Origin of the sequence: Erwinia billingiae Eb661 (genome assembly GCF_000196615.1) — a bacterium.
GTDB lineage: Bacteria > Pseudomonadota > Gammaproteobacteria > Enterobacterales > Enterobacteriaceae > Erwinia > Erwinia billingiae.
Map to the genome: position 1 here is coordinate 2,803,949 of NC_014306.1, position 22,655 is coordinate 2,826,603.

General features: G+C 55.6%; 19 protein-coding genes. 10 read left to right on the forward strand and 9 right to left on the reverse strand.

Annotated elements, in window-relative coordinates:
* Nucleotides 1-39: 39 nt before the first annotated feature.
* The gene (locus tag EBC_RS14200) at nucleotides 40-693 is read right to left on the reverse strand and encodes a tellurite resistance TerB family protein (RefSeq protein WP_013202508.1); all 654 of its coding nucleotides are present in this window, start codon (nucleotides 691-693) and stop codon (nucleotides 40-42) included.
* Between the two features lie 223 nt (nucleotides 694-916).
* On the opposite strand from EBC_RS14200, the gene EBC_RS14205 reads away from it, so the two are divergent.
* Nucleotides 917-1,744 carry a sugar phosphate isomerase/epimerase family protein gene (locus EBC_RS14205; RefSeq protein ID WP_013202509.1) on the forward strand — a complete coding sequence of 276 codons (828 nt, stop codon included), beginning with the start codon at nucleotides 917-919 and terminating at the stop codon, nucleotides 1,742-1,744.
* 106 nt (nucleotides 1,745-1,850) lie between these two features.
* Here the strand turns inward: EBC_RS14205 and EBC_RS14210 are convergent, their stop codons facing one another.
* Entirely contained in the window at nucleotides 1,851-2,258 is a 408-nt protein-coding gene (locus EBC_RS14210; protein WP_013202510.1) for a YebG family protein, read from the reverse strand.
* A gap of 137 nt (nucleotides 2,259-2,395) precedes the next feature.
* Between EBC_RS14210 and purT the strand changes: the two genes are divergently transcribed.
* Nucleotides 2,396-3,574 (forward strand): formate-dependent phosphoribosylglycinamide formyltransferase, encoded by a 1,179-nt coding sequence (gene purT, locus EBC_RS14215; RefSeq protein ID WP_041692333.1) that lies wholly within the window; start codon nucleotides 2,396-2,398, stop codon nucleotides 3,572-3,574.
* Between the two features lie 70 nt (nucleotides 3,575-3,644).
* On the opposite strand, the gene EBC_RS14220 is transcribed toward purT, so the two are convergent.
* Together EBC_RS14220 and zwf are read right to left on the reverse strand one after the other, a co-directional pair.
* A complete protein-coding gene (locus EBC_RS14220) occupies nucleotides 3,645-4,283 on the reverse strand; it encodes a bifunctional 4-hydroxy-2-oxoglutarate aldolase/2-dehydro-3-deoxy-phosphogluconate aldolase (RefSeq protein ID WP_013202512.1) in 639 nt (212 codons plus the stop codon).
* Between the two features lie 204 nt (nucleotides 4,284-4,487).
* Nucleotides 4,488-5,963 carry a glucose-6-phosphate dehydrogenase gene (gene zwf, locus EBC_RS14225; RefSeq protein ID WP_013202513.1) on the reverse strand — a complete coding sequence of 492 codons (1,476 nt, stop codon included), beginning with the start codon at nucleotides 5,961-5,963 and terminating at the stop codon, nucleotides 4,488-4,490.
* A gap of 376 nt (nucleotides 5,964-6,339) precedes the next feature.
* On the opposite strand from zwf, the gene EBC_RS14230 reads away from it, so the two are divergent.
* The 6 genes from EBC_RS14230 (at nucleotide 6,340) to EBC_RS14255 (ending at nucleotide 15,786) form a co-directional block, all read left to right on the forward strand.
* Nucleotides 6,340-7,212, forward strand: coding sequence for a MurR/RpiR family transcriptional regulator (locus EBC_RS14230; protein ID WP_013202514.1), 873 nt, complete (start codon nucleotides 6,340-6,342; stop codon nucleotides 7,210-7,212).
* 105 nt (nucleotides 7,213-7,317) lie between these two features.
* The gene (gene pyk / locus EBC_RS14235; protein ID WP_013202515.1) at nucleotides 7,318-8,760 is read left to right on the forward strand and encodes a pyruvate kinase; all 1,443 of its coding nucleotides are present in this window, start codon (nucleotides 7,318-7,320) and stop codon (nucleotides 8,758-8,760) included.
* A 420-nt stretch (nucleotides 8,761-9,180) separates the two neighbouring features.
* Nucleotides 9,181-10,734 carry a pyridoxal phosphate-dependent decarboxylase family protein gene (locus EBC_RS14240; RefSeq protein ID WP_013202516.1) on the forward strand — a complete coding sequence of 518 codons (1,554 nt, stop codon included), beginning with the start codon at nucleotides 9,181-9,183 and terminating at the stop codon, nucleotides 10,732-10,734.
* Between the two features lie 10 nt (nucleotides 10,735-10,744).
* Nucleotides 10,745-12,034, forward strand: coding sequence for a lysine N(6)-hydroxylase/L-ornithine N(5)-oxygenase family protein (locus tag EBC_RS14245; RefSeq protein ID WP_013202517.1), 1,290 nt, complete (start codon nucleotides 10,745-10,747; stop codon nucleotides 12,032-12,034).
* 1 nt (nucleotide 12,035) lies between these two features.
* A complete protein-coding gene (locus tag EBC_RS14250; RefSeq protein WP_013202518.1) occupies nucleotides 12,036-14,387 on the forward strand; it encodes a GNAT family N-acetyltransferase in 2,352 nt (783 codons plus the stop codon).
* 163 nt (nucleotides 14,388-14,550) lie between these two features.
* Nucleotides 14,551-15,786 (forward strand): MFS transporter, encoded by a 1,236-nt coding sequence (locus EBC_RS14255; protein ID WP_013202519.1) that lies wholly within the window; start codon nucleotides 14,551-14,553, stop codon nucleotides 15,784-15,786.
* A gap of 73 nt (nucleotides 15,787-15,859) precedes the next feature.
* Here the strand turns inward: EBC_RS14255 and lpxM are convergent, their stop codons facing one another.
* The 3 genes from lpxM to znuA all read right to left on the reverse strand — a co-directional run bounded on the left by lpxM (nucleotide 15,860) and on the right by znuA (nucleotide 19,254).
* Nucleotides 15,860-16,831 (reverse strand): lauroyl-Kdo(2)-lipid IV(A) myristoyltransferase, encoded by a 972-nt coding sequence (lpxM, locus tag EBC_RS14260; RefSeq protein WP_013202520.1) that lies wholly within the window; start codon nucleotides 16,829-16,831, stop codon nucleotides 15,860-15,862.
* Between the two features lie 133 nt (nucleotides 16,832-16,964).
* On the reverse strand, nucleotides 16,965-18,293 hold the full coding sequence (gene mepM / locus EBC_RS14265; RefSeq protein ID WP_013202521.1) for a murein DD-endopeptidase MepM: 1,329 nt from the start codon (nucleotides 18,291-18,293) through the stop codon (nucleotides 16,965-16,967).
* A 13-nt stretch (nucleotides 18,294-18,306) separates the two neighbouring features.
* On the reverse strand, nucleotides 18,307-19,254 hold the full coding sequence (znuA, locus tag EBC_RS14270; RefSeq protein ID WP_013202522.1) for a zinc ABC transporter substrate-binding protein ZnuA: 948 nt from the start codon (nucleotides 19,252-19,254) through the stop codon (nucleotides 18,307-18,309).
* 77 nt (nucleotides 19,255-19,331) lie between these two features.
* Between znuA and znuC the strand changes: the two genes are divergently transcribed.
* Complete coding sequence (gene znuC, locus EBC_RS14275) at nucleotides 19,332-20,084, forward strand: zinc ABC transporter ATP-binding protein ZnuC (RefSeq protein WP_013202523.1); 753 nt, start codon at nucleotides 19,332-19,334, stop codon at nucleotides 20,082-20,084.
* Nucleotides 20,081-20,866 (forward strand): zinc ABC transporter permease subunit ZnuB, encoded by a 786-nt coding sequence (gene znuB / locus EBC_RS14280; RefSeq protein ID WP_013202524.1) that lies wholly within the window; start codon nucleotides 20,081-20,083, stop codon nucleotides 20,864-20,866. The genes znuC and znuB overlap by 4 nt, the downstream gene beginning before the upstream one ends.
* A 94-nt stretch (nucleotides 20,867-20,960) precedes the next feature.
* Here the strand turns inward: znuB and ruvB are convergent, their stop codons facing one another.
* Both ruvB and ruvA read right to left on the reverse strand, forming a co-directional pair.
* Nucleotides 20,961-21,965: a Holliday junction branch migration DNA helicase RuvB gene (gene ruvB / locus EBC_RS14285; protein WP_013202525.1), complete on the reverse strand. Its 1,005-nt coding sequence runs from the start codon at nucleotides 21,963-21,965 to the stop codon at nucleotides 20,961-20,963.
* Nucleotides 21,966-21,972: 7 nt separating this feature from the next.
* Entirely contained in the window at nucleotides 21,973-22,590 is a 618-nt protein-coding gene (ruvA, locus tag EBC_RS14290; protein ID WP_013202526.1) for a Holliday junction branch migration protein RuvA, read from the reverse strand.
* Nucleotides 22,591-22,655: the final 65 nt, after the last annotated feature.

The following is a 22,655-nucleotide window of genomic DNA, read 5'->3' on the forward strand; positions in this document are numbered from 1 at the left end:
GTGTGACGGGGTGACGCAAGCGTCACCCCGAAAGCAGGATCAGGCGGTAAGCTTCAGCTTTTCGGCTTTAATATCTTCTGCCATGCTGTCGCGCACGTCCTGAGGGATTTTCAGTTCATCACCCAGCGCCTGAAGGTAGCTGCGCTCCATAAAGTGGTCGACGTCGATCACCAGGTTGCTGAGGAAATAGACCTCCAGCGCCTCTTCTTCGTTTTTCACGTCCACGGCCAGTTTTTGTGGGTCAAGCGGCATATCAATCGCCTGCTGTATCAGCCGCTCGCCATCTGCGCCAAGCCCGGACTGATGGATATGCTCGTTAATGGCCTGTCGTTCCTGGGTATCAATATGCCCGTCGCTTTTCGCGGCGAAGACCAGCGCCTGCACCAGACGCTCGGCCCGGCGATCAACGGGTGACTGCTGCTGACCGAATTGCGGCTGATCCTGATGGGTTTCGCTTACCCGATCCTTATACTTTTTCCACAGTACGGCACCTGCTGCGGCGCTACCGCCGATGATCAGCGCATTTTTGCCATACTTGGTCAGCAGACTACGAGAGGATTTGCTGGCAATCAGCAAACCGGCCAGTCCGCCAAGCGCGCCCGGTGCCAGCATTTTACTAAGGCCTTCACCGCCGCCTTTGCCGTCTTTACTGCCTCCCAGTACCGTTTGAATCTGTTGCAGCCAGTTACTCATTGCCTTTCCTTCTTCAGCGGAAAACAACCAGCATAGAGCGACTTGCGTCAAGAAGCGTCAAAGCAGGAAAAGCCTGGAAAACCTTCACGGCCAGTAGACGCTAAGCCGTCAGCTATACTTAGCCCACCAGTCGAACCTTCTGGTTCATATTGCCTCGCCAAAAGCGGCGGCTGAACCGACTGGATTTGTTTTTTTAAAGCACTGGCGTAAGGGAAAAATCATCATGAGATTCAATAATAATCCGCTGTTTATCAATACGGTTCTGCTTGGCGGCAGCACAGAAGAGAAGTTGAAGGCTGCCAGCCAGGCCGGGTTTGATCAGGTTGAGCTCTGGCGTCAGGACGTGGAGGCAGCCAGCGGCGATGCCAGTGATGTGGCCAAATTACTGGATAACCACCGCCTGGCCCTGACGGATTACCAGGTGCTGCTGGATTTTGACGGCGCGCCAGACGGTCAGCGAGAGAGTAAACGCCAGGAAGCTCTGCAGATGCTGGATACCGCCGTTGAACTGGGCGCAACAACCTTGCTGACGCCTGCATCTACCCATCAGGGCTGCATTGCAGATCGTGAAGAGGAAGATATCCGCTGGCTGGCCCGCCAGGCAGGCAAACGTGGCCTGCGCGTGGCCTTTGAGGCCATGGCCTGGAGCACGCATATCAACAATACGGCGGCGGCATGGCAGCTGGTGCAAAAGGTCAATGAACCCAATCTGGGATTGGTGGTGGATGCGTTTCACATTTTCGTGCTGAACCGCACGGTGGACGATCTGGCGGGGATTCCGATGGATAAGATCTTCCTGGTCCAGCTGTCCGACCTGGTTACCCTTCCCAGCCACGATCATCTGGTGGATGTGGCACGCCATCAGCGTTTATTGCCAGCCGAAGGAAATTTCCCGCTTTCATCCCTGGCTGACTATCTGCATCAGCAAGGCTATTCAGGCCCGATAGGACTGGAAGTGTTCAGCGATCGTTATCATCAACTGCCGCCGGCAGAGGTGGCCAGCAAAGCGCTGCAGTCGTTGAAAAAGGTGTTATCCGGCGGCGATCGTTAACGGTAGCCGGTGAAGGAAATCACTAACAGGGAAGAATTAAGGCGAGGTTTCTGGCGCGTCAGGGAAAAATACCCTGCGCGCCACAGGCTGTGATGAAGTAAAAGGATCAGGCCGCTTTAACGGTTCGTGCAGCCGACTTTGCTTTGGCCGCTTTGCCCGTTGAGGCTTCCGGCTCTTCCGCACCGGACTCTTCAGTCGGTTGATCTGCTGCAGCTTCAGCGCTGTCTTGTTCAACGTTCGGTTCAGCATCATTGCCAACGGCGGCGGTCTCGCTCGTCTCAGGCATCTTGCTGGTGCGCAGAATATGCTGCACGGCGTCTTTATTCTCCGCCAGGAACATGCCCAGCGCTTCACGCTGTGGTTCTTCCATGTCCAGAGGCGCCACGCTCAACCAGTCAGAAAAGGCTTCTGCCATATCGAGCATTTTATCGTACGCGTCGGCTTCTTTCTTACTGGCGAATGTCATCTTTTCCTCACCTTTTCTGACGACAACATATTTGATTTCAACAGCCATAATCCACACCTCAGTTAACTGTATTTTTATACAGTATATCAGACGTCTCTTTTTCGCTCAACCCTGGAAAGCGGATGTACGCGCAATCGTTTTCGTTTATACTGCGCGCGTTTTTTCCATCCAATCAGGTAGAGATTATGACCACTCTTGGTACCGCGCTGCGCCCTGCCGCAACCCGCGTAATGCTGTTAGGTTCAGGTGAACTGGGCAAAGAAGTGGCGCTGGAATGCCAGCGTCTTGGCGTTGAAGTGATTGCCGTCGATCGTTATGCCGATGCACCCGCAATGCACGTGGCGCACCGCAGCCACGTCATCAACATGCTGGATGGTGAAGCGTTGAAAGCGCTGGTGGCGCTCGAGCGCCCGGATTACATCGTGCCGGAAATTGAAGCCATCGCCACCGATATGCTGATTGAGCTGGAAAAACAGGGTCAACACGTGGTGCCAACCGCCCGCGCTGCCCGCCTGACCATGAACCGCGAAGGGATCCGTCGCCTGGCGGCAGAAGAGCTGGCGTTGCCCACCTCCACCTACCGCTTTGCCGACAGCCAGCAGGCGTTTAATCAGGCGGCTGACGAAATCGGCTTCCCGTGCATCGTGAAGCCGGTGATGAGCTCGTCAGGTAAAGGCCAGAGCTTTATCCGCGAAGCGTCACAGTTGGATGCGGCCTGGGAATACGCGCAGCAAGGCGGACGTGCGGGTGCTGGCCGGGTAATCGTTGAAGGTGTGGTGAAGTTTGATTTCGAAATCACCCTGCTGACCATCAGCGCGGTAGACGGCATTCACTTCTGCGCGCCGATTGGTCACCGTCAGGAAGATGGCGACTACCGTGAATCCTGGCAGCCGCAGCAGATGAGCGCCCTCGCGCTACAACGTGCTGAGCAGATTGCCGAAGAAGTGGTTAAGGCGCTGGGCGGCCACGGCCTGTTTGGTGTTGAGCTGTTTGTCTGTGGTGATGAGGTGGTGTTCAGTGAAGTTTCCCCTCGCCCACATGACACCGGCATGGTGACGCTGATCTCTCAGGACCTGTCCGAATTTGCCCTGCACGTGCGTGCCTTCCTCGATCTGCCGATTGGCGGCATTCGTCAGTATGGCGCCGCCGCATCTGCGGTGATCCTGCCAGAACTGGATAGCGATAACGTGCAGTTTGCCAATCTGGGTGGCGTGCTGGGCGCCGGTCTGCAGGTGCGTCTGTTCGGCAAACCGGAAGTTCGGGGTAAGCGCCGTCTCGGCGTGGCGCTGGCCACGGGCGAGAACATCGATGATGCGGTACAGCGCGCGATTACCTGTGCAGCCGGTGTGAAAGTCAGCGGATAAACGCGCTTTCGTGCCGACAAAAAAGGGATGGCCTGTGCCATCCCTTTTGTTTTATGCCTGATCCAACGTCTTATCGCGCGCCAGCTACCGCTTCTTTGGCCAACTGGGTGATACGATCGTAATCCCCTGCTTCCAGCGCATCAGCCGGAACCAGCCAGGAACCACCAATACAGAGCACGCTTTTCAGCGCCAGATAGTCACGGTAGTTGGCCGGCGAAATGCCGCCCGTCGGGCAGAAACGCACCTGAGGGAACGGGCCGCCAATCGCCTGCAGCGCCTTCACGCCACCGTTGGCTTCAGCCGGGAAGAATTTAAATTCACGCAGGCCATAATCCAGACCGGTCATCAGTTCCGACACCGTGCTGATGCCAGGAATTAACGGCACCGGGCCATCAACCGCTGCGCGTAACAGCGATTCGGTCACGCCAGGACTGATAACAAACTGCGCACCGGCATCGGTCACTTCTTTCAGCTGCTGGACGTTAAGTACCGTGCCCGCACCCACAATGGCTTCCGGCACTTCGCGGATCATCGCTTTCAGGGCATCCATCGCGCAGGGTGTTCTCAGCGTGACTTCTAATACTTTCACTCCGCCCGCCACCAGCGCTTTCGCCATTGGCACCGCGTGCTCAAGTTTGTTTACCACAATTACCGGCACCACAGGGCCAGTGGTCAGGATTTGCTCGGCGCTGGTCTTCCAGTTAGTCATCTTTCTGCTTCTCCAAAGCGACGCGCGTGGCGTCAGGACAGGAATACAGCCTCTACCATACAGGATTGCCCTTCCCTGCGTCCATGCGCTATCGCGGATTTTTAAAACTACGGTTCATTTTCTCTACGTCGCTTTTTGCCCACGCCTGCGCAAAAAAAAGCCCCGTAGCAGAGACGGGGCTTGAGAGCAGGCAGTCATGGGCTATTAGCCGATATCGTTCCAGGAACGGCCATCGCGGGTGATCATCGCCACAGAGGCAACCGGTCCCCAGGTTCCTGCCTGATAAGGCTTAGGCGCTTCGTTATCGCCAGCCCAGGCTTCCATGATGGAGTCGACCCACTTCCAGGCTTCTTCCACTTCATCACGGCGGACAAACAGCGCCTGAATACCGCGCATGGTCTCCAGCAACAGGCGCTCGTAAGCATCTGCCAGGTGAGACTGGTTGAAGGTCTCAGAGAAGCTCAGATCCAGCTTGGTGGTTTGCAGGTTGTGTTTGTGATCCAGACCCGGGACTTTGTTCAGAATCTGAATATCCACACCTTCATCCGGCTGCAGACGAATGGTCAGTTTATTCTGCGGCAGCTCCTGCCAGGAATCTTTGAACAGGTTCAGTGCCGGGTTCTTAAAGTACACCACCACTTCAGAACATTTCACCGGCAGGCGCTTACCGGTACGCAGGTAGAACGGAACGCCCGCCCAGCGCCAGTCGTCGATATCCACGCGGATAGAAACGAAGGTTTCGGTGCTGCTGGATTTGTTGGCATCTTCTTCTTCCAGATAGCCAGGCACTTTTTTGCCCTGCACAAAACCAGAGGTGTACTGACCACGCACGGTTTTATCGCGCACGTTGGTATGGTCGATGCGACGCAGTGAACGCAGGACTTTCACTTTCTCATCGCGGATACGGTCTGCAGAGAGATCCGCAGGCGGTGACATGGCAATCATGGTCAGAACCTGCAGCAGGTGGTTCTGGATCATGTCGCGCATCTGGCCGGCTTTGTCGAAGTAACCCCAACGGCCTTCGATACCCACTTCTTCCGACACGGTAATCTGCACGTGATCGATAGTGCGGTTATCCCAGTTTGAAGCAAACAGGGAGTTGGCAAAGCGCAGTGCCAGCAGGTTGAGGACCGTTTCTTTGCCCAGATAGTGGTCAATACGGAACACCTGGTTCTCTTCGAAGTATTCACCGACCTGATCGTTGATCTCCTGAGAGGTTGCCAGAGAGGTGCCTAACGGCTTCTCCATCACCACACGGGCAGGCTGTGCATTGAGCTTGGCGGTGCCCAGACCTTTACAGATCGCACCGAAGGTACCTGGCGGCATTGCGAAGTAGTTGATGGTGACGCGTTTTTTCTGGTCGAGCATTTTGCCCAGTTTGGTAAAGTGCGCGGCGTCGTTCACATCAAGATTACAGAAATCGAGTCGGCTGCTGAGCTTGTCCCACAGCGCTTCGTCAATCTTCTCCTTCATAAAGGTTTCCAGCGCTTCACGCACTACCTTGGTGTAGGCTGCTTTATCCCAGTCTGCACGACCCACCCCGATGATGCGGGATTCTTCGTGGATCTGACCGGCTTTTTCCAGTTGATACAGGGAAGGCAACAGTTTCCGGCGCGCAAGGTCGCCTTTGGCACCGAAAATGACCAGATCGCATGCCTGGGCCGTTTGTGTAACCGCCATTATATTCTCCTCGTTGCAGGATAAGCCTGACCCGTATAATCCGTAAGCAGTCAGGCTCTTATTGTAATTTTCTTTCAATACAATGTACTGCTTTTGCCGGGTCCACGTAAACCTGGCAGCACGCCTCCAGCACAGAGTATGCAATTGTCTGAACTTTCCCGCGCAGTGAACGGGCAGTTTGTGCGTAATTTTTAAACTTTTTTGTTACTGCATTTACAACTGTGAAAGTTAGACACAGTTCAAAGTCTGATAAAAAAGGCAGGCCTGACGTGCAATGCCGCTGCCCGAAGCCGATCGGCGCGCTGTATATTCTCTACAAATTGACATCGATTTCTCCTGTGATTGAAATCGTCAGAATGTATGAGTGGACGCCGTTATGAATATGCTGGAAAAAATCCAGGCTCACCTGGAACACCTTAGCAAATCCGAGCGCAAAGTGGCGGAGGTAATTCTTGCCGCCCCGGGCTCGGCCATACATGCCAGCATCGCGCTTCTGGCCAGAGAAGCAGAAGTCAGTGAACCGACGGTGAATCGCTTCTGTCATCGCCTGCAAACCAAAGGTTTCCCCGACTTCAAACTGCAGCTGGCGCAAAGCCTGGCCAACGGCACGCCGTATGTCAGCCGCAATGTGGAAGAGCATGACAGCGTGGAAGCCTACTCCGCCAAGATTTTCGAGTCCGCGATGGCCGGGCTGGATCGCGTTCGCAACGGCCTGGACGCCACCGCCATTAACCGCGCGGTGGACCTGCTCACCCAGTCGAAAAAAATTGCCTTCTTCGGCCTCGGCGCGTCTGCCGCCGTGGCGCACGATGCGATGAATAAATTTTTTCGCTTCAATGTGCCTGTCATCTATTCCGATGATATTGTGATGCAGCGAATGTGTTGCATCAACAGCACGGAAGGCGATGTGGTGGTGTTAATCTCCCACACCGGCCGCACTAAAAACGTAGTCGAACTGGCTCAGCTTGCGCGGGAAAATGATGCTACCGTGCTGGCTATCACTTCGGCGGATTCACCGCTGGCCCGTGAGGCCACGCTGGCGCTGACGCTGGATGTCCCGGAAGACACGGATATTTATATGCCGATGGTCTCCCGGCTGGCGCAACTGACATTAATAGATGTGCTCGCCACCGGTTTTACCCTGCGACGTGGCGCAAAGTTCCGCGACAACCTGAAGCGGGTCAAGGCGGCACTGAAAGAGTCGAGATTTGATAAAGAAGACCCGTTAGTGGCCCTGTCACGCCGTTAGCCGGTCCGCAATGGGTCGCTGTACCCGGCCCGATCCTATAAAATAGAGTGAACCTTTTCAGGGATTGCTCAGGCAACCTCCCTTTCAAAGTCAACGGAGTCATACATGTCCAGACGTCTCAGAAGAACCAAAATCGTAACGACCTTAGGCCCCGCTACCGACCGTGATAATAACCTCGAAAAAATCATCGCTGCGGGTGCCAACGTCGTTCGCCTGAACTTCTCACATGGCACCGCAGAAGATCATATTCTGCGTGCAAACAAAGTCCGCGAAATTGCCGCGAAGCTGGGACGCCACGTAGCGATCCTCGGCGATTTGCAGGGTCCTAAAATCCGTGTTTCCACCTTTAAAGAAGGCAAGGTCTTCTTAAGCGTAGGCGATCGTTTCCTGCTCGATGCCAGTCTGGGTAAAGGCGAAGGCGATAAAGAAAAAGTCGGCATCGATTATAAAGGCCTGCCGGCCGATGTGGTGCCTGGCGACCTGCTGCTGCTGGATGATGGCCGTGTGCAGTTGAAGGTACTGGAAGTTCAGGGCATGAAAGTGTTTACCGAAGTCACCGTCGGCGGCCCGCTGTCCAACAACAAAGGCATTAACAAACTTGGCGGTGGCCTGTCGGCTGAAGCACTGACCGAGAAAGACAAAGCGGACATTCTGATCGCCGCGAAAATCAATTGTGATTACCTCGCCGTTTCCTTCCCGCGCTGTGGTGAAGACCTGAATTACGCCCGCCGCCTGGCTCGTGACGCTGGCTGCGATGCAAAAATCGTCTCGAAAGTGGAACGTGCAGAAGCCGTCGCTTCACAGGAAGCGATGGATGACATCATCCTGGCCTCCGACGTGGTGATGGTGGCAAGGGGCGATCTGGGCGTTGAAATCGGTGATCCGGAGCTGGTCGGTATCCAGAAAGCGTTGATCCGCCGTGCCCGTCAGCTGAACCGTTCAGTGATCACCGCGACCCAGATGATGGAGTCGATGATCACCAATCCAATGCCAACCCGCGCCGAAGTGATGGACGTGGCTAACGCCGTGCTGGATGGCACCGATGCGGTAATGCTTTCCGCTGAAACCGCCGCCGGACAGTATCCAGCGGAGACCGTCACCGCGATGGCAAAAGTGTGCCTGGGCGCAGAGAAAATCCCAAGCATCAACGTCTCTAAGCACCGTCTTGACGTGCAGTTCGATAACATCGAAGAAGCCATTGCGATGTCAGCGATGTATGCCGCTAACCACCTGCAGGGCGTGACCGCGATTATCACCATGACCGAATCCGGTCGCACCGCGCTGATGACCTCGCGTATTACATCTGGCCTGCCCATCTTCGCCATGTCGCGTCATGAGCGTACGCTGAACCTCACCGCGCTGTATCGTGGCGTGACGCCGGTGTTCTTTGATAGCAACAACGACGGTGTGGCGGCAGCGCACGACGCCACCAACCTGCTGCGTGATAAAGGCTTCCTGATGTCCGGCGATCTGGTGATCGTGACTCAGGGTGACGTGATGAGTACCACGGGTACGACCAACACCAGCCGCGTGCTTCGCGTAGAATAACCTTCCCCCAAGTTATTGAGCTGCAAGGCTCAATAACTTTTTCTTATCCCCCCGCCGCACTCCCCATAGTCCTTTGACTGGCCTTTTGCAGCCCTTAACGGCTCTTTTGTGATCTGAATCACACTTTTAACATTAACAATGCTTATAACACTCCTGTCACAATAATCCTATTGAATGATAATGATTACTATTTATAATCTCATCCTCAATAACAAACGGTACTTTAACGCCACAAAACCACACAAACAGGAGTTATTTTAGTTAAGTTAAGCTAAAACCACTGGATTGATGTGCCATTAGGGTTTTTACCACCCTGGAAAACCGTTAATAAATCTGAACTGACGCCGTGCCGTCAGGCGCATAACGTCGTCCTTTTTTTGGGATGGCAGGGCTCACTACGTCTTTTTTTAAGGAATTGCTATGGTCTTACGTTCACAAACTCAGCCGGTGCCTCGTCTGCACCTGTCGTCAGAAACTGCTAGAGTCCAGGAGTACATTTTCAACGATCGGCAACTGGACTCGTGGGATCAGCAAACACAGGACGTACTGACGTTGCTGACGAATACCATTGCCAACGTGGAAAAACCGTTCAGCGGCATTCTTCCTCACGAACTGGCGCCAAAATTTAACGCTGTCGATCTGAACTCCCCGCTGGGCAGCAACGAAGCGGCGCTGGAAGAGCTGAAGGAGCTCTACCTGCGTGATGCCGTCTGGTTCCACCATCCAAAATACGTTGCCCATCTGAACTGCCCGGTGGTGCTCCCTTCCCTGCTGGCCGAACAGATTATGGCGGCGCTTAACAGCTCGGTAGATACCTGGGATCAGAGCGCTGGCGGCACGTTGATCGAACAGAAGGTGATTGACTGGACCCTTAGCCGCATCGGCTTACCGCATCATTCTGACGGCATCTTCACCAGTGGCGGCACGCAGTCCAACCTGATGGCGATGCTGCTGGCGCGAGACAGCTGGTGTGCTGAACATCATCCGGGTCATTTGATCAAACATCAGGGGCTGCCGCACGATGCCAGCAAATGGCGCGTATTTACCTCGAAACTGAGCCACTTCAGCATTCAGAAATCGATGGCGATCCTGGGCCTGGGCTACGACGCGGTGATCCCGGTGGATTACGACAATCACTACCGCATGGACGCGATGAAGCTGGAGCAGGAAATTCAGCGCTGCCATCAGGAAGGCCTGATCCCGATTGCCGTGGTTGCCACCAGCGGCACCACCGACTTTGGCAGCATCGATCCGCTGCAAACCATTTCGCATCTTTGCAAACATTACGGCCTGTGGATGCATGTGGATGCGGCCTACGGCTGTGGCTTACTGGTCTCTGAGCAGCATCGCCAGCGCCTGAAGGGCATTGAGAAAGCCGATTCAGTGACGGTGGATTACCACAAATCGTTTTTCCAGACCGTCAGCTGTGGTGCCTTCTTCGTTCGCGACAAACAGCACCTGAGCCATGTGACTCACCACGCTGACTACCTGAATCCGCTCAGCGCGCAGCAGGAAGGCACACCAAACCTGGTAAATAAAAGTATTCAGACCACCCGTCGTTTCGATGCGCTGAAGATGTGGATGACGCTGCGCATTATGGGCCCTGCCGCCCTGGGTGAAGCGTTCGATTCGATCATCGATCTGACGCAAACCGCGCACACCTTGCTGAGCGCTCATCCGGCCATTGAAGTGCTGCATGCGCCGGAACTGACCACCCAAATCTTCCGCTATGTGCCGCGTCCCGGCATGAACGAGGCCACCGTCGATGAGATCAACGCCAATATCCGTAAAGCGCTGTTCCGCTCCGGTAATGCGGTGATTGCTGGCACCAAAGTCGACGGCCGCCAGTACCTGAAATTTACCCTGTTGAACCCGACCACCACAGCCGCAGACCTGGAAGATGTTATCGCGCTGATCGTTCATTACGGTCGCGAACAGGTTCGCCATTCTGCGCTGAACGCGGCTAATCAGTGAGATCCCTACTATGACTACCATTTATGATTTTGTTGGTATCGGCATCGGCCCCTTTAACCTGGGTCTGGCCTGCCTGAGCGAACCGGTTGAAGGCCTGAACGGGGTGTTCCTCGACCAGAATCCTGGCTTTGACTGGCACACCGGCATGATGCTGGAAAGCGCCCATCTGCAAACGCCGTTTATGGCCGATCTGGTGACGCTGGCCGATCCGACCAGCCGTTACAGCCTGCTGAATTACATGAAGCAGAAAGGCAAGCTGTACTCTTTTTATATCCGGGAAGACTTTTTCCTGATGCGCAAAGAGTACAACCAGTATTGCCAGTGGGCCTGTTCGCAGCTGAGCAACCTGCGCTGGAACACCCGTGTGGAATACGTCAGTTATGACGACAGCCAGCAGTGCTATCGCATCCGTTCGGTGGATTCGCAAAGCGGAGAGCCGAAGGAGTGGCTGGCACGCCATCTGGTACTGGGCACCGGTCCTGCGGCGTGGATGCCAGACTGCAGCCGCCCGTATCGCGAACGCTTTACGCACTCCAGTGAATACCTGGTGAACAAAGCGGAGTTGCAGAAGAAGAGCTCAATTACCGTCTTGGGCAGCGGCCAGAGCGCGGCAGAGATCTATTACGACCTGCTGACGGATATCGACAGCCACGGCTACCAGCTGAACTGGGTGACGCGCGCCCCGCGCTTTTACCCGCTGGAGTACACCAAGCTGACGCTGGAGATGACCTCGCCAGAGTGGATCGACTACTTCCACGATCTGCCGCCAGAGAAACGTGACGCGCTAAATGCACGCCATAAAAACCTCTATAAAGGCATCAACAGCAGCCTGATCAATGACATCTATGACCTGATGTATGTGAAGCAGCTGGATGGTGAGCTGAACGTCAACCTGTTCACCCATTCCGAACTGAAGGATATGCGCTGGCTGCCGGGCGGTGAGTTTGAGCTTTCCTTGCATCAGCAGGAGCAGGACCGGCCGTTTACCCGCCGGACGGAAGGTCTGGTGATGGCGACCGGGTATCACTACCGTCCGCCGATGTTTATTGAAGGCATTTCCAGCCGCTTACGCTGGGATGAAAAAGGCCGCTACGACGTGCAGCGCAACTACAGCATCGACCACAACAATCAGGTCTTTGTGCAGAACGCCGAGCTGCATACCCACGGATTTGTCACACCAGACCTCGGCATGGCGTGCTACCGCAACTCCGTTTTACTGCGCGAACTGGCTGGCCGGGAAGTCTACCCGGTTGAACGCCAAATCGCTTTCCAGACCTTCCCGGCCAAATCGGAACGTTGATATGTCTCAAATACTGTTTAGCAAAGCCCGTCCGGCGGGCCAGTTCACCCTTCGTCCGATGCAGGCTGACGATGCGTCCTTAATCCACAGCTGGGTCACGCGTGATTATGCGCGCTTCTGGGGAATGCAGAGCGACAGCCTGGAGCAGGTCGCCACCTTCTATCGCAACCTGACCGCCAACAATCCGCGTGCGGCGTTGATCGGCTGCTGTGATGACAAGCCGGTGTTCCTGATGGAGTTCTATCAGGCGGGTGAAGATGAGGTCGGTAAGTTCTATCCGGCGCAGCCGGGTGACTACGGGATGCATATCCTCATCGCGCCGGCTAATCGTCCGGTGCGTCAGTTCAGCTGGCAGGTGTTCAGCGTGGTGATGGACTACATGTTCAGCCAGCCGGAAGTGCAGCGCGTGGTGGTCGAGCCTGATGTGCGCAATGACAAAATCCATCCGCTGAACAAGCGTGCCGGCTTCCGCTACCAGCACACCATCGATATGGGCCACAAAACCGCCTGGCTGGCTTTCTGCCAGCGCGATGATTATCAACACGCTTTATTGCAGGAAACCCTGACTATGACCAATGACAACCCGCTTCTCTCAGGATCGCATCTTTCCGGTGACAACTGGTCGCTGGCAAACCGTATGCTGATCCGCAAAGCCATTGCCGAGTTCGCCCATGAGAAAATCATCGCGCCAACCGATCTGGGCAACGGTCGCTTCAGTCTGGCCGTTCCGGGTGGCGAAGCTGACTATCAGTTTACGGCACGTCGACTGGCGTTAGATCATTGGGAAATCGCCGCCGATTCCCTGCTCAAGCAGGAGAACGGACATCCGCTGACGCTGGATGCGCTGCAATTTATCGTCGAGTTCAATCAGCAGATTGGCATTCCTCCGGCGATGCTGGCCACCTATATGGAAGAGATCACCAGCACGCTTTGCAGCAGCGTGTTCAAGCTGCAGAAGAACAATCCCGACAGCGCCGCGCTGGTCAGTGCGGATTTCCAGACGGTTGAAGCCTCAATGACCGAAGGCCATCCGTGCTTCGTGGCGAATAACGGCCGTATCGGTTTTGATGCGCGCGATTATCTGGCCTTTGCTCCCGAAGCGGCGACACCGATTAATCTGGTGTGGGTGGCGGTTCATCTGCGCAATGCGCATTTTTCCAGCCTGAGCGATCTGGAGTATGAGCAGCTGATGCGTGATGAGCTGGGTGATTCGGTGATTAACGGCTTTAACCGCCAGCTGACCGAAAAAGGCCTGGCGACCGATGACTATCTGTTTATGCCGGTGCACCCATGGCAGTGGCAGAACAAACTGCTGACCGTCTTCGCGCCGGATATCGCCAATAACGACATCGTTTACCTCGGTACCGGCGACGATCACTATCAGGCCCAGCAGTCGATCCGCACCTTCTTCAACCGCAGCCAGCCGAACAAGCGCTATGTGAAAACCGCGCTGTCGGTATTGAATATGGGCTTTATGCGCGGCCTTTCGCCGTATTACATGGCTACGACGCCGGCGATTAACGAATGGCTGGACGGTCTGGTGGCGAAGGATGAATGGCTGCAACGCTGTGACTTCCGTATTCTGCGCGAGGTGGCTGCGGTCGGTTATCACAACCGTTATTATGAAAAAGCCATCACCGGCGACTCGGCGTATAAAAAGATGTTTGCCGCACTGTGGCGTGACAACCCGGTTGCCCAGCTTCAGGCCAATCAGCGTTTGATGACCATGGCGTCCTTCCTGCATGTCGACCAGCATCAGAAAGCCCTGCTGCCGGCCCTGATTGCGGATTCTGGCTTGCCAGCGGACCAGTGGATTGCCCGCTATCTGACCTGCTACCTCAGCCCGCTGCTGCACTGCTTCTATCAGCACGATCTGGTGTTTATGCCGCACGGCGAAAACCTGATCCTGCTGCTGGAAAATAACGTGCCGGTCAGCGCCTATATGAAAGACATTGGCGAAGAGATTGCGGTGATGAACCCGGACGCGGTATTGCCTGAAAAGGTACAGCGTCTGGCGGTGGACGTGCCGGAAGAGCTGAAGCTGCTGTCGGTCTTTACCGACGTGTTCGACTGCATTTTCCGCTTTATCAGCGCCATCCTCGACGAGTCCGGCACCCTGCCAGAAGAGAAATTCTGGCAGGCGGTGGCTAACTGCGTGAAAGAGTATCAGCAGGCGCATCCGCAGCTGGCCAGCAAGTTCGAGCGGTACGATATGTTCACGCCGGAGTTCACCCGCTCCTGCCTGAACCGCCTGCAGTTGGCGAACAATCAGCAGATGATTAACCTGTCCGATCCGGCGGAAAACCTGAAGTTTGCCGGCACGCTGGTTAACCCGATTGCGGCTTTTCGTTAAGGGTTGCGTGCTTCGGGCAAGGGCAGCGTCAGGCGGTGAGCAACCTGACGCTGCGCCTTGCCCGAGATAATTCATCAATCCGGCATAAAACTGGTGTATGTTGGCGCGGTCGCTTCGGTGACCGCGTCTTTTGTTTTTCTTATCCTTGCTGGAAGGAGCCAGAATGGCCTCATTTATTCCGGTGTCGAGCCTGACCCGCCGACATCTGATTTTCCCTCTCTCCCTTGTGCTGTTTGAGTTTGCTACCTACATCGCCCACGACATGATCCAACCCGGCATGTTGCTGGTCACCAGCGAATTCAACGTCGGACCCGAATGGGTTTCCGCGTCGCTAACGGCCTATCTGATCGGTGGCATCGTGCTGCAGTGGTTACTGGGCCCGCTTTCCGACAAGCTGGGTCGCCGCCCGGTGATGCTGTCTGGCGTGGCGTTCTTTATGCTGACCTGCTTCGCCACCCACTGGGTGCAAAGCATCGAACAGTTTATCCTGCTGCGATTTTTACAGGGGATAAGCCTGTGCTTTATTGGCGCGGTGGGTTATGCCGCCATCCAGGAAGCCTTTGATGAGTCGCTGAGCGTGAAGATTATGGCGCTGATGGCCAACGTGGCGCTGTTAGCGCCGCTGGCCGGACCGTTGGCCGGCGCGGCGTTTCTGTCGGTGGGCCAATGGCGCACCATGTTCTGGCTGTTTGGTGGCGTAACGGCGGTGGCGTTGATCGGCCTGTGGCGCACCATGCCGGAAACCTCGGGCGATCGGAACACGTCACTTTCGCTTAAATCCCTCGCCAAAGGCTATTACGCGCTGCTGACAGACCGTCAGGTGATGAGTGGATCGCTGGCCATCGGCCTGGTAACCATTCCCTGCCTGGCCTGGGTGGCGCTTTCACCGGTGATCCTGATCCATGACGAAGGGTTAACCCGCATGGATTATGCGCTGCTGCAGCTGCCGGTCTTTGTGGCGATGATTGCCGGAAATCTGACGCTCGGTCGGCTTTCTGGCCGCATGGCGATTGAGCAGCCGCTGAAGCTGGGCGCATGGCCGATTGTGATTGGTCTGGCGCTGGCTGCGCTGTGCACCTCCATCAACCCGCACAGCTATCTGTGGCTGACGGCCGGTCTGAGCCTGTATGGCTTTGGCACCGGGCTGGTCAACGCCGGGCTGTATCGCCTGACCTTATTCTCCAGCACCGCCGGAAAAGGCAGCGTGGCGGCAATGCTGGGCATGGTGAGTATTGTGGTGTTTGCGTTGGGGATTGAGCTGGCGAAAAGCGCCTACTTCGGTGGCGGAAGCTTTATGTTCAGCGTGGTGAACCTGGCGTGTGGGCTGGCATGGTTGCTGCTGGTGCGTGCTTTCCTGCGTGAGCGCAAGCGCCGGACAACCATCACTGCGGTGAACTGATACAGCGCCGGGACGTAATAAACAAAAAGAGCGGAGTGTTCATCACCCCGCTCTTTTTTTATGCTGCTCAACCTTACTTTTTACCGTAGAGATCTTTGCGTTTATACGGCTCGATATCGCCCTCTTTACGCGTCTTCAACAGTTTCAGGATCCAGGTGTACTGCTCCGGATTCGGCCGCACCAGCATTTCCACTTCTTCGTTCATCCGGCGCGCCAGCGTATGGTCATCGACATTGACCAAATCATCCATCGGTTCACGCAGATAAATATCCATCTGATGGGTTTTGCTGTTATACACCGGGAACAACGGGATCACGCGCGCGCGGCAGACCTTCATCAGGCGACCCACGGCGGGCAGCGTGGCTTTATAGGTGGCAAAGAAGTCGACAAACTCGCTTTGCTCCGGGCCGTGGTCCTGGTCCGGCAGATAATAGCCCCAGTAACCCTGACGGATTGAACTGATAAACGGCTTGATGCCGTCATTACGCGCGTGCATCCGGCCACCAAAGCGGCGACGGATGGCATTCCACACGTAGTCCATCAACGGATTGCGCTGGTTATGGAACATTGCCGCCATTTTCTGGCCCTGATAAGCCAGCACCATCGCCGGGATATCCACAGCCCAGCCGTGCGGCACCAGGAAGATCACGTTGCCACCCTGCTCACGGATATCGTCGATAATTTCCTGATTGTGCCAGTGGATGCGGCCGATCGCTTTGTCCGGGCGTAACGCCAGCTCGGCCATCATCGCCATTGACTGAGGCGCCGTGGCGAACATCTCATCTATGATCGCTTCCCGCTGCGCTTCAGGCACTTCGGGCATGCAATACAACAGATTAATCTGCGCGCGCCTTCTGGCACTTTTGGCCATCTTTCCTGCCAGACGCCCCAGTGCGCCAAGCAACGGATCGCGCATCCCTACAGGTAACCATGCCAGTCCGGCAAAGGCGCCAATGGTCAGCCAGTTGCCCCAATATTTCGGCAACAGAAAGGATTTCTGAAAGGTAGGAATGAACTCTATATTACTTTTTTTGCTGTTTTCCATGCACTCGCCTCAAACAATAACGGGCTAATGATAGTGCTGACGGGCAATTTTGCAATCCCCGTATCATTCCGTCGATAAAATGAAAAAGCCGGCGGGAGATCCCGTCGGCTTAAAGATGAACGATTGAACTGACTTAGTTAAAGCGTAACTGCGGCATAACCTCACGCACCTGTTTCAGGTAATCGCTGCGATCTTTGCCACTCAGACCTTCCATCCGCGGCAGTTTCGCCGTCAGTGGGTTAACCGCCTGGTTGTTGATCCAGATTTCAAAGTGCAGGTGCGGCCCGGTGGAACGCCCGGTGCTGCCGGACAAACCAATACGCTCGCCACGCTTCACTTTTTCGCCGGGTTTCACCAACAGCTTCTGCATGTGCATATAGCGGGTCATATACTGACGACCGTGGCGGATTGCCACATAGTTACCCGCACCCCCGCTACGCTTGGAGACGATCACTTCACCGTCGCCGACCGCCAGCACCGGCGTGCCAATCGGCAGGGCAAAATCGACGCCTTTATGCGGCGCAATACGGCCGGTCACCGGGTTAACGCGACGCGGATTAAAGTTGGACGACACGCGATACTGTTTAACGGTCGGGAAGCGCATAAAGCCTTGCGCCAGCCCGGAACCGGTGCGGTCGTAGAACTTACCGTCATTGGCGCGGATAGCGTAATAGTCTTTGCCGCCAGACTGCAAACGAACGCCGGAAAGTTGGCTTTGCTCGCTCTTGCCTTCCAGCATTTCGCGCGACATCAATACCGAGAATTTGTCGCCATTGCGCAATTTTCGGAAATCCATCTGCCACTGCAACGCTTTAATTACCGCGCTGATTTCCCCGCTGGTAAGGCCAGCCTGTTTTGCACTGTTAACAAAACTGCCGTTCACCGTGCCCGACAGAACGGCATCTTTCCACTCGCCCTTCTGCACTTCAGAAGAGGATTTAAAGGTGTCGCCAGAACGATCATAAGTGCGGGTTTCGCGGCGGGAGGCTTCCCAGGTCAGACGTTGCAGCTGACCATCATCAGTCAGCGTCCAGCTCAGCTGTTGGCCCACACCGAGGTTGCGCAGATCCTTATCGACCTTAGCCAGTTGGTTGATATCACTCATATCAATGCCATACTGATTTAAGACGCTGCTTAAGGTATCGCCGGAAGAAACGACATAGTCATGGGTGCCGGTTTCATTCGGCACATCCTCATCTATCTCATCTTTTGGCACATCATCTTCTGGCGCGGGCGTGTCCTGATCGAGCGGTTCGCTGGCATCGGGCGTCACGGTGCGCAACTGGCTCTTGTCGAGGATAATGCTCTTAACGATAGGGTTAGTTTCACCGGTTTGATGATAAACAAATGGCCGCCAGACGGAGACGGCCAGTGTCACTACGGTGAGCGAACCCAGCATGATGCGGTGGGTTCGCGGTAATGTGTTAAACGCCATGCTGACAGCGCGGGCAATCTGCTGCACTTATGAATTTCCTCTAGGCTCCTTTCAGGCAGCTCGTGTACTGGCTGGACAACTGTGAGAGGAATTTCACATAGCTGTCTCTGGCTACAGTAATGTCCGTTCCCAGTGGATCCAGCGTACCTGAACGGACGTTGGTGCCTCTGGCAACCGCATTTATCACGGCCGGCCTGAACTGTGGTTCAGCAAAGACGCAGACGGCCTTCTGCTCAACCAGCTCTGTTCGAATTTGATGTAATCGCTGGGCGCCCGGTTGGATCTCAGGGTTGACGGTAAAATGACCTGTTGGGGTCAAACCGAAGTGTTTTTCAAAGTAGCTATAAGCATCGTGAAAAACGAAATACCCTTTACCTTTAACCGGCGCAAGCTGAGTTCCTATTTGCGTATCGGCCGATGCCAATTCATCCTCAAAATGTTTGAGGTTCGCGTCTAGTTTGTCTCTGCTTTGGGGCATAAGTTCCAATAATTTTGCATGGATTGCAACCGCCGATTGCCTTGCGATCTCTGGGGACATCCACAGGTGCATATTATACTCGCCGTGATGATGGTGATCCTCAGCCGCATCATGGCCCTGAGCGCTTTCCCCATGGGCCTCTTCATCCTCTTCTCCACCCTTGATCAGCAGGGGTTTTACGCCCGGTAATTCGGCTAATTCTATTGATTTTTGGGCCGGTAATTGCGCCACCGCTTTCGGCATAAACGCTTCCATTTCTGGCCCTACCCAGACCACCAGATCCGCGCCCTGCAAGCGTTTAATATCGGATGGACGCAGAGCATAATCATGCTCGGAGGCACCGTCTGGCAACAGCACCTCGACTGGCGTAACGCCATCTGCGATCGCCGCCGCAATAAAGCCCAGAGGCTTAACAGAAGCCACCACGGCAGCATGGGCAGGCGCCGCAAGCGAGGCGGCTAAACCCAGCGCAGAAATGAGGGTAAAAAGCGGGGCTTTATTATGTAACATCATATTTCCATCCATCGTGAGAAGTCGATGGAGTGTGATATTATAACATTCTAAAACTTTGGCAACCTGTAATGATTATGTCCCCACTGATTAGTCTGGAAAAAGTGTCTGTCAGCTTTGGCGCGCGTCGTGTGCTTTCCGACGTCTCGTTAACCCTGCAACCCGGTAAAATTTTGACCCTGCTTGGCCCGAATGGCGCAGGCAAGTCGACGCTTGTGCGCGTGGTGCTGGGCCTGATCCAACCGGACCAGGGCAAATTACTCCGCCCGTCTCAGTTACGCATTGGCTACGTGCCGCAAAAAATTCATCTGGATGCCACCCTGCCCCTCACCGTCGAGCGCTTTATGCTGTTGCGCGGCGGCGTCAAGCGCAGCGATATTCTGCCGGCGTTAAAGCGCGTGCAGGCGGCACAGCTGCTGAATTACCCGCTACAGAAACTGTCCGGTGGCGAGATGCAGCGCGTGCTGCTGGCCCGTGCGCTGCTGAATCAGCCACAGGTGCTGGTGCTGGATGAGCCGACGCAAGGCGTGGACGTCAATGGTCAGGTTGCTTTGTATGATTTGATCGACCAGTTGCGAAACGAGCTGAACTGCGCGGTGCTGATGGTTTCCCATGATCTGCATCTGGTCATGGCAAAAACCGACGAGGTACTGTGCCTTAATCAGCATATCTGCTGCTCCGGCACGCCAGAAGTGGTGTCGAAACACCCCGAATTTATCTCGATGTTTGGCTCCCGTGGCGCCGAACAGTTAGCCATCTATCGTCACCACCATAATCACCGTCACGATTTACAGGGACGTATTGTTTTACGCAGAGGACAGAATCAGTGATTGAACTGCTGTTACCCGGCTGGTTTGCCGGTTTTTTACTGGCGCTGGCCGCAGGCCCGCTGGGTTCATTCGTGGTGTGGCGCAGGATGTCTTATTTTGGCGATACGCTGGCGCATGCTTCACTGCTGGGCGTGGCCTTTGGTCTGCTGCTGAATATCAGCCCGTTTTATGCCGTGATTGCTATCACGCTGCTGCTGTCGCTGCTGCTGGTCTGGCTGGAACGCCGGCCGCATCTGGCCATTGATACCCTGCTTGGCATCCTCGCGCACAGCGCGCTGTCGCTGGGTCTGGTGGTAGTCAGCCTGATGTCCAACGTGCGGGTCGATCTGATGGCCTATCTGTTCGGTGACCTGCTGTCGGTGACGCCAACCGATCTGTATACCATCGGCGCGGGCGTGGCGATTGTGTTGGCCGTGCTGGCGTTTTACTGGCGCTCGCTGCTGTCGATGACCATCAGCCCGGAGTTAGCGCAGGTTGATGGCGTTAACATTCAGCGGACCAAAATGGTGCTGATGCTGGTGACCGCGCTAACTATTGGTGTGGCGATGAAATTTGTCGGTGCGTTAATTATCACTTCGCTGCTGATCATTCCTGCCGCCACCGCCAGACGCTTTGCCCGTTCGCCGGAGCAGATGGCGGGGATTGCCATCCTGGTGGGGATTCTAGCGGTGACCGCCGGCCTGACCTTCTCTGCCTGGTACGATACGCCCGCTGGCCCGTCAGTGGTGCTGGGCGCGTCACTGATGTTTATGCTGAGCATGATGAAACGTCCGGCGGTATAACGTTGCCGCAGAGGGCCGTTTTTATCCCGCCCACTTACCGCAGCCATAAAAAAAACCGGGAATTCCCGGTTTTTTTTCGTCTGGACCACGCGGATTACTCTTCCCGCTTGATGCCAAAGTGTTTATACGCGTGATTCGTTGCCATGCGGCCGCGCGGAGTGCGCTGAATAAAGCCCTGCTGGATCAGATAGGGTTCCAGCACGTCCTCAATGGTTTCCCGCTCTTCGCCAATGGCGGCGGCGAGGTTATCCAGTCCGACCGGCCCGCCCATAAACTTATCGATGATCGCCAGCAGCAGCTTGCGGTCCATATAGTCAAAGCCTTCGGTGTCGACGCTGAGCATATCCAGCGCGCGTGACGCCACATCCCCGCTCAGACTGCCGGCAGCACGCACTTCGGAGAAGTCACGCACGCGTCGCAGCAAGCGGTTGGCGATGCGCGGCGTACCACGCGCACGACGGGCGATTTCCAGCGCACCTTCGTCGCTCAACGGCAGCCCAAGACAGGCCGCGCTGCGTGAGACGATGTGGCGCAGATCTTCCACCTTATAAAACTCAAGGCGCTGAACGATGCCAAAACGGTCGCGCAGCGGCGAGGTTAACGAGCCCGCGCGCGTGGTGGCACCAATCAGGGTAAACGGCGGCAAATCGAGTTTAATCGATCGCGCGGCCGGCCCTTCGCCAATCATGATATCCAGCTGATAATCTTCCATCGCCGGATAGAGCACTTCTTCAACCACCGGCGACAAACGGTGGATCTCATCGATAAACAGCACGTCGTGCGGTTCGAGGTTGGTCAGCATCGCCGCCAGATCGCCTGCCTTCTCCAGCACCGGGCCGGAGGTGGTACGCAGGTTCACGCCCATCTCGTTAGCCACGATATTGGCCAGCGTGGTTTTCCCTAAGCCTGGCGGGCCGAAGATCAGCAGATGATCGAGTGCATCACCGCGCATTTTGGCCGCCTGGATAAAGATCTCCATTTGTTCACGCACCACCGGCTGCCCGACATACTCCTGCAGCAGCTTGGGACGAATGGCGCGGTCAATGACCTCTTCTTCGGTGATGGTTCCCGGCGAGACCAGGCGATCGGCTTCTATCATGCTTACCTCAAATTGCGGCGCGGAGTGCTTCGCGGATCAGCGTTTCACAATCAGCGTCCGGACGACCCAGTTTGCTGATCATCCGGCTGGCTTCCTGAGGTTTATACCCCAGCGAGACCAGCGCAGCAACGGCTTCGCCTTCGGCATCGTTGGCGGCATCCGCAGGCTGCACTTCGCTGGTCAGCGCAAATGGCGCATCGGCGGCGAACAGGTCGCCATGCATGCCTTTAAAGCGGTCCTTCATTTCGACCACCAGACGCTCGGCGGTTTTCTTGCCCACGCCTGGCAGCTTAACCAGCGCCGCAATCTCTTCGCGCTCGACGGCGGTGACAAACTGTTGCGCCGACATGCCGGACAGAATGGCCAGCGCCAGCTTCGGTCCGACACCGTTCACTTTGATCAGCTCGCGGAACAGCGCACGCTCCTGCTTGCTGTTAAAACCAAACAGCAGCTGCGCATCTTCGCGTACCACAAAGTGGGTGAACAGGATGGCTTCTTGATTCAGTTCAGGCAGCTCATAAAAACAGGTCATCGGCATATGCACTTCGTAGCCTACGCCATTGGCTTCCAGCAGCACTAACGGCGGCTGTTTTTCTAAAATAATGCCTCTAAGACGACCAATCACATTCGCATCCTTCACAAAAGAGTAGTGGGATTTTATACCATAAAAAAAGCTGGATGGATATCCAG

Excerpts from the sequence above, each read along its gene's own strand:
- EBC_RS14200 (WP_013202508.1), bottom strand. The coding sequence starts at position 693 with ATGAGTAACTGGCTGCAACAGATTCAAACGGTACTGGGAGGCAGTAAA.
- EBC_RS14205 (WP_013202509.1), top strand. The coding sequence starts at position 917 with ATGAGATTCAATAATAATCCGCTGTTTATCAATACGGTTCTGCTTGGC.
- EBC_RS14210 (WP_013202510.1), bottom strand. The coding sequence starts at position 2,258 with ATGGCTGTTGAAATCAAATATGTTGTCGTCAGAAAAGGTGAGGAAAAG.
- purT (WP_041692333.1), top strand. The coding sequence starts at position 2,396 with ATGACCACTCTTGGTACCGCGCTGCGCCCTGCCGCAACCCGCGTAATG.
- EBC_RS14220 (WP_013202512.1), bottom strand. The coding sequence starts at position 4,283 with ATGACTAACTGGAAGACCAGCGCCGAGCAAATCCTGACCACTGGCCCT.
- zwf (WP_013202513.1), bottom strand. The coding sequence starts at position 5,963 with ATGGCGGTTACACAAACGGCCCAGGCATGCGATCTGGTCATTTTCGGT.
- EBC_RS14230 (WP_013202514.1), top strand. The coding sequence starts at position 6,340 with ATGAATATGCTGGAAAAAATCCAGGCTCACCTGGAACACCTTAGCAAA.
- pyk (WP_013202515.1), top strand. The coding sequence starts at position 7,318 with ATGTCCAGACGTCTCAGAAGAACCAAAATCGTAACGACCTTAGGCCCC.
- EBC_RS14240 (WP_013202516.1), top strand. The coding sequence starts at position 9,181 with ATGGTCTTACGTTCACAAACTCAGCCGGTGCCTCGTCTGCACCTGTCG.
- EBC_RS14245 (WP_013202517.1), top strand. The coding sequence starts at position 10,745 with ATGACTACCATTTATGATTTTGTTGGTATCGGCATCGGCCCCTTTAAC.
- EBC_RS14250 (WP_013202518.1), top strand. The coding sequence starts at position 12,036 with ATGTCTCAAATACTGTTTAGCAAAGCCCGTCCGGCGGGCCAGTTCACC.
- EBC_RS14255 (WP_013202519.1), top strand. The coding sequence starts at position 14,551 with ATGGCCTCATTTATTCCGGTGTCGAGCCTGACCCGCCGACATCTGATT.
- lpxM (WP_013202520.1), bottom strand. The coding sequence starts at position 16,831 with ATGGAAAACAGCAAAAAAAGTAATATAGAGTTCATTCCTACCTTTCAG.
- znuA (WP_013202522.1), bottom strand. The coding sequence starts at position 19,254 with ATGTTACATAATAAAGCCCCGCTTTTTACCCTCATTTCTGCGCTGGGT.
- znuC (WP_013202523.1), top strand. The coding sequence starts at position 19,332 with ATGTCCCCACTGATTAGTCTGGAAAAAGTGTCTGTCAGCTTTGGCGCG.
- ruvB (WP_013202525.1), bottom strand. The coding sequence starts at position 21,965 with ATGATAGAAGCCGATCGCCTGGTCTCGCCGGGAACCATCACCGAAGAA.